Annotated in this window: 2 protein-coding genes; both read left to right on the top strand. The window is 46.1% G+C overall.

The genetic code is table 11. The annotated features are described in order from the left end of the window. Positions 1 to 135 precede the first annotated feature (135 nt). Positions 136 to 3,414 carry a tyrocidine non-ribosomal peptide synthetase TycA gene (tycA, locus tag C7R93_RS02020; protein WP_106837236.1) on the top strand — a complete coding sequence of 1,093 codons (3,279 nt, stop codon included), beginning with the start codon at positions 136 to 138 and terminating at the stop codon, positions 3,412 to 3,414. A gap of 94 nt (positions 3,415 to 3,508) precedes the next feature. Then, the gene (gene tycB, locus C7R93_RS02015; RefSeq protein WP_106837235.1) at positions 3,509 to 14,278 is read left to right on the top strand and encodes a tyrocidine non-ribosomal peptide synthetase TycB; all 10,770 of its coding nucleotides are present in this window, start codon (positions 3,509 to 3,511) and stop codon (positions 14,276 to 14,278) included. Positions 14,279 to 14,325: the final 47 nt, after the last annotated feature.

Below are 14,325 nucleotides of genomic sequence, written 5' to 3'. Positions count from 1 at the left end.
CCATTTTTTTCAATACCATTCATTTTCTTGCAGTTTTGTTAACCGCTTTTACCTTAACTGTCACTTGTTTGGCCATCACATTGTTTTGTCACACTTCATGATAAACAAAAGTTTGCCAATTATCGGAGGGGACATATGTTAACAAATCAGGCCAATCTCATCGACTTGGAGTGGGAAAAAGAACAGGTAGCCTTGTTTAATGATACAAAGGCTGAATATCCACAGGATAAGTCGATTCATCAGTTGTTCGAGGAACGAGCAGAAGCTGTGCCAGACAGAGTTGCCATCGTTTATGAAAACGAGCGCTTAACCTACCAGGAGCTCAATAGGAAAGCCAACCAATTAGCAAGAGCACTGATCGAAAAAGGGATTACAACCGACTGCATTGTCGGTGTCATGATGGAAAAATCCATTGAATATGTTACGGCTATTCTGGCCATTCTCAAGGCTGGCGGAGCGTATGTTCCTATCGATATCGAATATCCCCGTGATCGGATTCAATATATCCTGCAAGACAGTCAGACCAAAATCGTCATCACTCAGAAAAACGTCAGCAAGCTTGTTTATGACGTCGGATACCGTGGTCCTGTAGTTGTTCTCGAAGAAGAAAAACTGGATACTCGCTCAGATTCCAATCTTCACTTACCAAGCAAGCCTACAGACTTGGCGTATGTCATTTATACATCAGGCACAACCGGCAAACCGAAAGGAACCATGCTGGAGCATAAAGGGATCGCTAATTTGCAAACATTCTTCCAAAATACGTTTGGCGTTACACCTGCAGACAGGATTGGGCAATTTGCCAGCATGTCTTTTGATGCATCGGTATGGGAAATGTTCATGGCTTTACTAACCGGTGCCAGCCTCTACGTCCTTTCCAAACAGACGATTCATGATTTCATCAGTTTTGAAAACTATTTGAATGAAAATGAATTGACCATCATCACGTTGCCACCCACTTATTTAACTCACCTCAACCCAGATCATCTTACTACACTTCGCATCATGATTACGGCAGGTTCAGCTGCCAACTTCCCTTTAGTGAATAGATGGAAAAACAAAGTAAGGTACGTAAATGCATACGGACCTACGGAAACAAGCATTTGCGCGACGATATGGGAGGCACCTTCCAATGCGCTCATCAACCAAACGATCCCAATCGGAAAACCGATTCAAAATACGTGCGCTTATATTGTCAATGAAGAGCTACAGCTGCAGCCAATTGGCAGTGAGGGCGAATTATGCATAGGTGGAGCAGGCTTAGCCAGAGGATACTGGAATCGTCCAGATTTGACCGCCGAAAAATTTGTAGATAATCCGTTCGTACCAGGAGAGAAGATGTACAGAACAGGAGACCTCGCCAAATGGCTGCCGAATGGAGAAATCGAGTTTCTCGGCAGAATCGACCATCAGGTGAAAATCAGGGGTCATCGGATAGAGTTGGGTGAAATCGAGTCCGTTTTGCTGAAACATGAACAAATAAAAGAGGCAGTGGTAGTCGCTAGAGAAGACCAATATGCTCACCCCTTTTTGTGCGCTTATTTTATTTCGCAATTGGAAGTAACTCCTACGCAGATCAGAGAATTTGCCGCTCAAAAGCTTCCTGCGTACATGCTTCCTTCCTATTTCGTGAAGCTGGATAAAATGCCACTCACGCCAAATGACAAGATTGATCGCAAAGCATTGCCTGAACCTGATTTTTCTGCTCAGACAAATCTTGCATATGAAGCCCCTAGAGATCAGACAGAATCGATTCTCGCAAGCGTTTGGCAAGAGGTATTAGGAATCGAGAAAATTGGGATTCGCGATAATTTTTACTCACTCGGTGGGGATTCCATTCAAGCGATCCAGGTCGCAGCTCGTTTGCATGCCTATCAACTAAAGCTAGATACGAAAGATTTGCTGAATTACCCGACAATTTCTCAGGTTGCTCTTTTTGTCAAAAGTACGACGAGAAAAAGTGATCAGGGAATCATAGAAGGCCCTGTCAGGTTAACGCCGATTCAACAATGGTTCTTTGAAAAGAACTTTACGAATATGTTCCATTGGAACCAATCGTATGTGCTGTATCGTGAACAGGGATTTGATCCTGAAGCCATCCGAAAGGCCCTGGATAAAATCCTTTCGCATCACGACGCGCTCCGCATGGTTTATCAGCAAGAGAATGGGAGAATCGTTCAACAGAATCGTGGGTTGGATAACGATTTATACCATTTCCTTCAATACGATTTGACCTCGCATTCGGATGTTCAGCAAGCGATCGAAGAAGAGACGAGACGTTTGCATAGCAGCATGAATTTACAAGAAGGAGATTTGGTAAAGGTAGCGCTGTTTCATACGCTCCAAGGCGATCATTTGTTTTTGGCTTTCCATCATTTAGTCATGGATGGAATTTCTTGGCGCATCTTATTTGAGGATCTAGCAACGGCATACAGTCAAGTACTAGCAGGAAAAGATATCGTCCTCCCAGAAAAAACGGATTCTTTTAAAAATTGGGCAGTATGGCTAAACGAGTATGCGAATAGTGATGAGTTGCAAAGAGAAATACCGTATTGGGAGAATCTCGAATCAGTAGCTAGGAATGCTTCTCTTCCGAAAGATTATGAAACGGTGGGCAGTAAACAGAAGAGTATCCGAAACATACAGGTCGGATTACTAGCAGAGGAAACCGAACAATTGTTGAAGCAGGCAAATTCTGCTTATCAAACCGAAATCAATGATCTGTTACTGGCAGCGTTGGGGCTGGCCGTCGCAGAGTGGAGCAGGCATGACCAAATCGTGATTAATCTGGAAGGGCACGGGCGCGAAGATGTGATCGAACAGGCTAACGTGACAAGAACAATAGGATGGTTTACGTCCCAATATCCAGTATTACTAGATTTGAGTCAAATTCGTCACTTACCTGACCATATCAAATGCACGAAAGAAAACCTGAGGAAAATCCCCAATAAAGGCATTGGCTATGAAATCTTAAAGTATATGACAGAACCGGAAAGACGACGTTCCTTGTCCTTTTCCTTGCAACCCGAAGTAACGTTTAACTACTTGGGTCAGTTTGACTCAGGCTTTAACAGTGAACAGTTTAGCCGTTCTCCGTATAGTTCGGGCAACTCGCTGGGGGCGGATGGAAAGAACAATCTGAGTCCCGATTCCGAGATTTATACCGCTTTGAATATTACGGGAAGAATTGAAGGTGGAGAGCTTCTCATCACATTTACTTACAGCGAGGAGCAGTTTAGAGAAGAGTCTATTCATCAATTGAGTGAGAACTATCGTAAACATCTCCGGTCAATCATCACGCATTGCTCGCAGAAAAAAGAAGTAGAGCGGACTCCAAGTGATTTTAGTCTGAAAGGACTTCAAATGGAGGAAATGGATGACATCTTCGAATTACTTGCCGATACGCTTAACTAAATAAGCTCTTGATAATATTTAGTGGGGAAAAACATGCTTTCTACTACCATTTTTATACAAATATGACAAATAATGTTGATATCGAGGTGCCGGAATGAGCATATTTACCAAAGAACAAGTACAAGATATGTATTTATTGACGCCCATGCAAGAGGGAATGTTATTTCACGCCTTGCTAGACGAAGAACATAACTCTCATCTTGTACAGATGTCCATTTCGATTCAGGGCGATCTTGATGTTGGTTTGTTTACCAATAGCTTGCGTGTGCTGGTAGAGAGATATGATGTGTTCCGTACGCTGTTTCTCTATGAAAAATTAAAGCAGCCTTTGCAGGTTGTCCTGAAGGAACGGCCCATTCCTATCCTATTTTGCGATTTAACTGCATACGACGTGCAAGAAAAGCAGCAGCGCTACACGCAGTACAAAAGGAATGACCAAGAGAAAACCTTTCATCTGGCGAAAGATTCGTTGATGAGAGTGGCTATTTTCCAAATGACGGAGAGCGAATACCAAGTCATCTGGAGTTTCCATCACATACTCATGGATGGTTGGTGCTTCAGCATTATTTTTGATGACTTGCTTTCCGTCTATTTATCCTTAAAGAACGGTGCTCCGATCTCCCTTGAGCCGGTGCAACCATACAGTCTGTTTATTCGATGGCTGGAAAAGCAAGATAAACAGGCTGCTCTCTCATATTGGAGAGAGTATCTGGAACAGTTTGAACAGCAAACGTCCTTGCCGAAATTTGGGAAGCCTTCTAGCAAAGCCTTTCTACCGGCACAATATCGTTTTGTGCTGGACCGTACGCTAACGCAGCAGCTTTCTACGATCGCAAGTCAAAATCAAGTGACTTTGCCGACTGTGATTCAAACCTTATGGGGGATACTCCTCCAATCCTATAACTCTTCGAATGATGTGCTCTTTGGCTCTGTTGTATCCGGGAGACCAACTGAAATCGTCGGAATCGACAAAATGGTTGGGTTGTTTATCAATACCATTCCATTCCGCATTCAAGCAAAAAACGATCAAACCTTTGCCGACTTGATAGAGGATGTGCACCAGAGATCACTGAAATCCCAGTCATATGAGCATGTGCCTTTGTACGATATTCAAAACGATTCCGTATTGAAGCAAGATTTGATCGATCACCTGATGGTCATTGAAAACTATCCGTTAATGGAGGCCTTGCAGAAAAAGACAGCGACACAGCAAGTAGGCTTTACCATTTCAGATGTAGAGATGTTTGAACCTACCAATTATGACATGACCGTCATGGTAATGCCCAAAGATGAGATTGCGATGCGTTTTGATTATAATGCTGCTGTCTTCGACGAGGTTTTTATTCAAAAAATGGCTGGCCACCTCAAGCAGATCGCGGTTTGCGTGGCAAACAACCCGAAGGTAGCTCTTCAAGAAGTTACCTTGCTGACAGAAGCAGAAAAACAACAACTGATTGACAGAAACCTTGATACATCTGATGCCTATCCAGCGAAAACCATGCACGAGCTCTTTATGGAACAGGTAGAAAGAACACCGAATCAGGTAGCTGTCGTATTCGGAGAACAGCAGCTGACATATCTGGAGCTAGATGAGAAGTCCAATCAGCTCGCCAGATTTTTGAGAAGAAAAGGGATTGCAGCAGACAGCCTGGTTGGTACGATGATGGATCGTTCCATCGAGATGATTGTAGGAATTCTCGGGGTTTTGAAAGCCGGTGGTGCGTTTGTCCCGATTGATCCGGAGCTACCAGAAGAACGAATTGCCTACATGCTCGAGCATAGCGGGATTCAGTTGGTAGTGACCCAGCAGCATTTACTAGAGAAAGTCTCTGCTTCTACTGAAAAAATAGACATCAGCGCTCCAGCGATATGGGAAGAGAACAGTGCGTCTGTCGAAACGTTCAATCATCCAGACGACTTGTTTTATATCATCTACACCTCAGGAACGACGGGGAAACCAAAAGGCGTCATGCTTGAGCATAAAAACATGGCAAATCTGATGAACTTTACGTTCACCAAGACCAACATCGATTTTCATGAAAAAGTATTGCAGTATACCACATGCAGCTTTGATGTTTGCTACCAGGAGATTTTCTCTACGCTGCTTTCTGGGGGACAGCTCTATCTCATCACGAATGAGATGAGACGACATGTAGAAAAACTGTTTGCCTTTATCCAAGAAAAACAGATCAGCATTTTGTCCCTCCCTGTATCGTTTTTGAAATTTATCTTTAACGAAAAAGATTATGCGCAAAGCTTCCCGCGTTGCGTCAAGCACATAATCACGGCAGGGGAACAACTGGTCGTCACCCATGAGCTACAGAAATATCTACGAAACCAACACGTATTTTTACACAATCATTACGGGCCGTCGGAGACACATGTGGTAACCACCTACACGATGGACCCAAGCATGGATATACCAGAGCTGCCACCAATCGGAAAACCGATCAGCAATACAGGCATTTATATCCTGGATGAAAAGCTGCAATTGAAACCTGAGGGCATTGTTGGAGAGCTGTATATCTCTGGTGCGAACGTAGGAAGAGGGTATTTGCACAATCTGGAACTGACTGCGGAGAAATTTCTCGAGAACCCATATCGATCAGGCGAAAGAATGTATCGAACGGGCGACCTGGCCCGTTGGTTGCCGGATGGCACTATCGAGTTTTTAGGGCGGATCGACCATCAGGTAAAAATCAGGGGTCATCGGATCGAGCTGGGAGAGATCGAATCGCACTTGCTCAACCACGACTTAATCAAGGAAGCCGTAGTCATCGACAGAGCCGATGAGACTGGTGGAAAGTACTTGTGCGCCTATGTCGTACTGACAGAGGAAGTCAGCAACGAGGAGCTGCGGGTGTACTTATCCCGAACGCTCCCTGAATATATGATCCCTTCGTTCTTTATGAACCTGGAGCGGATTCCGGTCACGCCTAATGGAAAAACAGACAGAAGAGCCTTGCCCATACCTGAAGGGAATGCTTTTAACGGAGCGGAATACCTCGCTCCGACAACCGAACTGGAACAGAAGATGGCAGCTATTTGGGAAAACGTACTAGGCGTGACGCCGATTGGCATTCAGGATAATTTTTTCACGCTGGGAGGTCATTCGCTAAAAGCGATTCATCTCATTTCCCGGATGCAAAAAGACTGCCAAGCAGATGTACCGCTTCGCGTATTGTTTGAGCGACCAACCATTCAAGAACTCGCCAAGTATGTGGAAGGTGAAGAGGCAGGAACGTATCTCGCTATTCCGCGGGTCGTCATGGAAGAGCATTATCCTGTATCCTCTGCGCAAAAGCGCATGCTCATTTTAAACCAGCTTGATCCGGCTAGTACGGTTTACAATCTGCCCGTTGTGACGGTACTCGATGGGGAATTGAATGTGCAGCAGCTGGAGGATGCCATATCCAGCCTCGTGAGTCGTCATGACTCGCTGCGAACCTCCTTTCATACTATCAACGGCGAGCCGGTTCAACGCATCCACCAGGAATGCAAGCTGCCAATCGCCTACATGGAAGCGACAGAAGAACGTTTGAATCAAGTCATCATGGATTTCATGCGTCCGTTTGATTTGGAAAAAGCTCCATTAAGTCGGGTTGGACTGGTCAAACTGGGAGAGCGACGCCATGTCATGATCATCGATATGCACCATATCATCTCGGATGGCGTGTCCTCGCAAATCATCCTGAATGATCTTGCGCAGATCTATCAAGACAAATCCTTACCAGAGCAACGCATTCAATATAAAGACTTCGCGGTGTGGGAAAAAGGTCTGGCACAGTCAGACGAATTCAGAAAACAGGAAGCGTATTGGACCGAGCGATTCGCTGGTGAAATTCCTGTCTTGAACCTGCCTTTGGATTACTCTCGACCATCTGTTCAAAGCTTTGAGGGTGAACGTTATCTATTCCATACAGAAAAACCGCTGATGGATCGTTTGCAGCGAGTTGCATCCGATACGGGTACTACACTCTACATGGTGCTAATGGCAGCCTATCATGTTTTGCTCGCGAAATACTCCGGACAAGAGGACATGGTGGTCGGAACCGTGACAGCTGGAAGAACGCACCCTGACACGGAAAGCATCACAGGCATGTTTGTCAATACGCTGGCCATGAGAAATCAGCCGGTGGCAACCAAAAGCTTCAAGCAATTTTTACGAGAAGTGAAGGACAATACTCTCGCTGCTTTTGAGCATGGGGATTACCCGTTTGAGGAGCTCGTCGAAAAGCTGGCGGTCAATCGAAATCGAAGCCGTAATCCATTGTTTGACACCTTGTTCATTTTGCAAAATATGGATGCCGATCCGATCGAGATCGAAGGCATGACAGTGACGCCTTACGTGCCAGAGGGCAAAATGGCGAAATTCGATTTGTCGCTTGAAGCAACCCAAAACCATGCTGGTCTTATGTTCTGCTTCGAATTTTGCACCAAGCTGTTCAAGCGGGAGACCATCGAACGCATGTCGCGTCATTATATCCAAATCTTGCAAGAAGTCATCCGGAACACGGACGTGGCTCTCTATCAGATGGAGATGCTAGCCGAGCCAGAAAAGCAGGAATTGCTGGTCGATTTCAACGACACATTCAAGTCTGTTCAGTTGGAAAGCACACTTCCACAGCTATTTGAAGAACAAGTGCTGAAAACACCTGATCAAATCGCGGTAGTTTGCGGCGACAAACGATTGACATATGAGGAGCTCAATAAGAGAGCCAATCAGCTTGCACGTACTTTGCGGAAAAAAGGAGTGAAGGCTGACCAAAGCGTTGGGATTATGGCAACTCGCTCCTTGGAAATGGTGATTGGAATCCTGGCCATTCTCAAGGCTGGTGGAGCATATGTGCCCATCGATCCAGAATATCCGAATGATCGCATCGCTTATATGCTGGAAGATTGCGAAGCCCGTCTGGTACTTACGCAAGAGCATCTTGGAACAAAGATTGCTGATAGCGTGGAATGCCTATATCTGGAGGATATGAGTAACTATTCTCGTATCACCACAAACTTAAATCCGATTCATACGGCAACCAATCTGGCTTACATCATTTACACATCTGGTACGACAGGCAGGCCAAAAGGGGTCATGGTGGAGCACCGTGGGATTGTCAACAGTGTGACGTGGAACAAAGAAGAGTTTGCCTTATCTGTCCATGATAGAGGTTTGCTGGCTCTATCCTTTGCCTTTGATGGTTTTGTCCTTACTTTCTTTGCGTTGATTCTATCCGGTTCAACCGTTGTCTTGACGAAGGATGAAGAAGCCAAAGATCCGATAGCGCTCAAGAACCTGATCGCAACATGGAGTTGCAGCTACACGTTATGCGTGCCAAGTTTGTTCCAGGCAATTTTGGAATGCAGCACTTCCGACGATATCAGTCCGATGAAAATGGCTGTGCTCGGGGGAGAAAAGCTATCGCCGAAGCTGGTTGAGATGTGCAAAGAGATGAATCCACAGATGATTGCTGTCAATGCGTACGGTCCAACAGAAAGTAGCGTTATTGCCACCTATTTGTGCGATACACTGCCAGATGCTCCGATTACGATTGGACGGCCAATTGCAAACACAAGCATATACATCGTGGACCATTCCCACCAGCTGCTACCAATCGGTGTAGTGGGAGAAATATGCATAGGCGGACTCGGTTTGGCACGCGGATATTGGAACAGACCAGAACTTACCGAGGAGAAGTTTGTTGCCAATCCATTTGAGCCGGGTGAACGCATGTACAAGACCGGTGACCTTGGCAGATGGCTCCCTGACGGAACGATTGAATTCGCAGGACGGTTAGATGAACAGGTAAAAGTGAGAGGATACCGGATTGAGATCGGGGAGATAGAATCGGTTCTGCTCAGCTATGAAACGACCAATGAAGCGATTGTCGTTGCCTATCTGGATGGAAGCGGAGACGCGTATCTGACGGCGTATTTCACTGGTAAGGAAACCATCTCTGAAGCGGCGCTTCGAGCACATCTATCTCAAGAGCTACCAGCGTATATGGTACCAACCTATCTGGTTCAACTGGATGCTTTCCCGCTCACACCAAATGGCAAGATCGATCGCAAAGCCTTGCCGATGCCTGAAGGAAAGCCTACAACCAGTGTGGAGTATGTCGCGCCTGCTAATGAAGTAGAGGCAACACTGGCAAAGATTTGGGAAAACGTCCTTGGCATCTCCGGTATTGGAGTGATGGATAACTTTTTTGAGCTGGGTGGCCATTCCTTAAAAGCTATGACGGTAGTGGCGCATGTGCATCGGGAGTTTCAAACCGATCTCCCTTTGAAGCATTTCTTTGAACAGCCTACCGTTCGGGCCTTGTCCCAGTTGATTAAGCACAGCGAGCAAGCATCAGATAGATCAATTCAACCAGCAGAGCCGCAAGACTACTATCCGGTATCATCCGCCCAGCAGCGTATGTACGTGCTTCATCAGCTGGAAGGAGCGGGTATCAGCTACAATACGCCTGGCATGATCATGTTGGAAGGGAAACTGGTACGTGAGCAACTCGCGTATGCCCTGCAAGCTCTGGTAGACCGCCACGAGATTTGGAGAACGTCATTTGAGATGGTGGGAGATCAGCTCGTTCAAAAAATTCACGACCGCGTGGAAGTGGAAATCGAGTATCGGGAAGCAGAGGAACATCAGATCGACGACATTTTCCATTCGTTTGTCCGTCCGTTTGATCTTACTGTTTCACCGCTCATACGCATGGGCTTGGTGAAAATCTCGGATGAACGCCATCTTCTCCTCTATGACATGCATCATATCGCAGCAGATGCCTCATCCGTCACGATCATATTCAACGAGCTAGCCGAATTGTACCAAGGCAGACACTTGCCTGAGCTGCGCATCCAATACAAGGATTTTTCTGTCTGGCAAAAACGCTTTAACGTTTCCAATGACTTCAAGAATCAGGAAGATTATTGGCTCTATGCGTTTGAGGGGCATAACACTGTCTTGGAGGTTCCGACAGATTTTCCACGCCCAGCTGTGAAAAGCTTTGAAGGCGACCAAATCGTGCTTACTACCGATAGACCTCTGCTGGAAGCTTTACATGCACTGGCAGCCGAAACGAAAACGACCTTGTTTATGGTTTTGCTAGCCGCCTACAATGTGCTGCTCTCGAAGTATACAGGGCAGGATGATATCGTTGTCGGAACGCCAATCTCAGGCAAGACGCGAGCTGAGCTGGAACCGATTGTGGGCATGTTCGTCAATACGCTTGCAATCAGAAACAAACCGACAGCAGAGAAGACCTTCAAGGAGTTTTTGATGGAAGTCAAGCAGAATGCCTTGGATGCCTATGATCATCAGGATTATCCGTTGGAAAGTCTGGTTGAAAAGCTTGGTATTCAACGTGATCCGGGACGCAATCCACTGTTTGACACGATGTTCATTCTGCAAACCGACGAGTTGTATCGAAAAACACTGGGTCAACTGACCTATCAACCGTATGAATCGACGAGCGCGCTTGCCATTTCGAAGTTCGACATGTCTTTTCACCTGACTGAGCGGGAAACAGACCTGTTACTGCGACTAGAGTACAGCACCAAGCTGTTTAGAAGAGACACCGTAGACAGAATGTCGAATCATTTCATGCAAATTCTACGTAATGTTACGGCAGAACCTGAAAAGCAGCTTCAAGCGATTGAGATGCTGACGGCAGAAGAAAAGCAGTTGTTACTGGTGGAGTTCAATCATACAGACAGAGAGTACAAGGAAGACCAGACCATTCAACAGCTCTTTGAGGAACTGGCAGCGAGCACGCCTGATCAAACGGCCATTGTATTTGAAGAGAATCAGATGACGTACCAAGAGCTCAATGAAAGAGCGAACCAGCTAGCCACCGTATTGCGCGAAAGAGGAGTAGGCCCATCGCAAATCGTCGTCATGATGGTAGAACGTTCCTTGGAAATGGTCATTGCCACACTCGCCATTTTAAAAGCTGGCGGCGCCTTTTTACCGGTCGATCCCGATTATCCAGAAGAAAGAATCCGCTACATGATCGAGGACAGTCAAGCGAAGCTCGTGCTTACTCATTCTCACCTGATACACAAGGTGTCCAGTCAGGCAGACATTATCGATTTGGGTGATGCTCACAGCTATTCGTCACAAGCAGACAATCTGTTTTGCATCAACAAGCCGTCTGACCTCGCCTATATTATTTACACATCTGGCACCACAGGCAATCCAAAAGGCGTCATGCTGGAGCACAAAGGGGCAGCCAATCTGCAAGCATTGTTCAAGAATCAATTCGGCGTAACACCACAAGACCGTCCAGGGCATTTTGCGAGTATTTCTTTTGACGCATCGGTATGGGATATGTTTATGGCTCTATTGACAGGGGCAACCTTGTATATCATCTCCCGCGATACGATCAACGATTTCCGCAAATTTGAGGAATACGTCCACAAAAACGGAATTACTATTCTCACGTTGCCTCCGACGTATGCCATTTATCTTGAGCCTGACCGTATGCCGTCATTGCGTATTCTGATTACTGCGGGATCGTCAGCTTCTACCGCGTTGGTAGAGCAATGGAAAGAGAAAGTGACCTATATAAATGGCTACGGCCCCACAGAGAATACTATTTGCGCGACACTCTGGAAAGCTTTGCCGCATGAACCAGTCGGTCAGACCATTACGATTGGGAAACCCGTTCAGAACACGAAGCTGTACATCGTGGATGAACAAATGCAATTGAAAACAGTTGGTCAAATGGGTGAATTGTGCATCAGCGGGGTAGGGCTAGCCAGAGGATATTGGAATCGACCAGAACTGACGGCTGAAAAATTCGTCGACAATCCGTTTGTGCCGGGAGAAAAGATGTACCGAACCGGGGATCTGGCCAAGTGGCTTCCAGACGGAAATATTGAGTACCTCGGCAGAATCGATCATCAGGTAAAGGTTCGCGGTCATCGTGTAGAGCTGGGCGAAGTCGAGAGTGTTTTGTTGCGATATGAGACGATCATTGAGGCGGCGGCCATCACACATTTGGATGACCACGGGCAACCGTACTTGTGCGCATACTATGTAGCCAATGGGGAAGCAAGTCCAGCACAGCTGCGAGAATTTATGGGGAAAGAACTGCCAAACTATATGGTTCCCTCGTTCTTTGTTCAGCTGGATAAAATGCCGTTGACTCCAAATGACAAAATTGACCGCAAAGCACTTCCGAAACCAAGCCACGAAGAAAATATGGGCCGAGAGTATGATGCACCGCAAAGTGAACTGGAACAATTACTCGCAACAGTCTGGGCAGAGGTATTGGGAATCAAACAAGTGGGATTAAAAGACAACTTCTTTGAATTGGGCGGCGATTCCATCAAAGCGATTCAGGTATCCACGCGTCTGCACGCTTCAGGCTGGACGCTTGCGATGAAGGAACTGTTCCAATATCCGTCGATTGAACAAGTCGTTGTTCACGTCATTCCGAACAATAGAGAGAGCGATCAGGGAGTAGTAGAAGGCGCGATTATCTTGACACCCATCCAGAAATGGTTCTTTGAGCGCAATTTCACTGACCGTCACCACTGGAATCAGGCTGTCATGCTGTTCCGCGAGGATGGCTTTGATCCAGGACTTGTTCAACAAGCCTTCTATAAAATCGTCGAGCACCACGATGCGTTACGGATGATATACAGACAGGAAAATGAGACAATCACGCAAATCAATCGAGCGCTGACAGGTGAGCGATTCCGCTTCCATTCGTATGACTTGAAAGACCATGCAAATAGCGTGGCTCACATTTTGGAGTTGTCTGATCACTTCCAAAGCAGTATCGATCTGGAACAGGGACCACTCGTCCACTTGGCACTCTTCTCCACAAAAGAAGGGGACCATTTACTGATCGCGATCCATCATCTGGTCGTGGATGGTGTCTCATGGCGCATCTTGTTTGAAGATTTTTCATCTACCTATTCGCAGGCTCTCCATAATCAGGAGATCGTCTTGCCGAAAAAGACAGATTCATTCAAGGATTGGTCGGCTCAATTGCAAAACTATGCGGAGAGTGATGAGCTTTTACGTGAAGCTTCCTACTGGCACAACCTCGAGCTCACGACCACGGCAGAAAAGTTGCCAACCGATTTTGTCACAGCTGATCGTAAACAAAAGCACACCCGTACAGTAAAGGTCGAGTTGACTGCTCAAGAGACAGAAAACCTGTTACGTCACGTTCATCATGCTTATCACACAGAAATGAATGACCTGTTGTTGACTGCGCTGGGATTAACCGTGAAAGAATGGACGAATACTAGCTACGCTGTCATCAACCTTGAAGGTCATGGTCGCGAAGACATTCAGAATGAAATGAATGTGACCAGAACGATTGGGTGGTTTACATCCCAGTTCCCTGTTGTGCTTGATATGGAAAAATCAAAGGACTTGTCTTACCAAATCAAGCAAATCAAAGAAAGCTTGCGCCATATTCCGAAAAAAGGAATTGGTTACGAGATTTTGCGCACGATGACGGCGGATAAGCTGCGTCCATCCTTGCAATTTTGCCTGCAACCGGAAATCAGCTTTAACTACCTCGGGCAATTTGATTCGGATGTAAAATCGGGCGGGTTTACGTTCTCACCACTCGGTACGGGTCAGCTTTTCAGTCCAGAATCTGAGAGAGTATTCTTGTTGGATATTTCCGGCATGATTGAGGATGGAAAGCTCCAGATCAGTTTTGGTTACAGCAGTCTCCAGTATAAGGAAGAAACCATTGCGAAATTGGCAGCCAGCTATCGGAATCACTTGCTCAATATTATTGAGCATTGCATGTCAAAAGAAAGTGGAGAATTGACACCGAGCGACCTGGGTGATGATGACCTTTCCATGGAAGAACTGGAGAACATCCTGGAATTAATTTAATCACTCGACAAGAGAAATGCTATTCCTCCAATAAAAGCTGGGACATT

This window comes from Brevibacillus fortis, assembly GCF_003013395.1.
Taxonomy (GTDB): domain Bacteria; phylum Bacillota; class Bacilli; order Brevibacillales; family Brevibacillaceae; genus Brevibacillus; species Brevibacillus fortis.
This window is presented reverse-complemented; position numbering and strand designations above follow the sequence as displayed.

What these genes read in the sequence shown, in the direction of transcription:
- tycA (WP_106837236.1), top strand. Translation starts at nt 136, where the DNA reads ATGTTAACAAATCAGGCCAATCTCATCGACTTGGAGTGGGAAAAAGAA.
- tycB (WP_106837235.1), top strand. Translation starts at nt 3,509, where the DNA reads ATGAGCATATTTACCAAAGAACAAGTACAAGATATGTATTTATTGACG.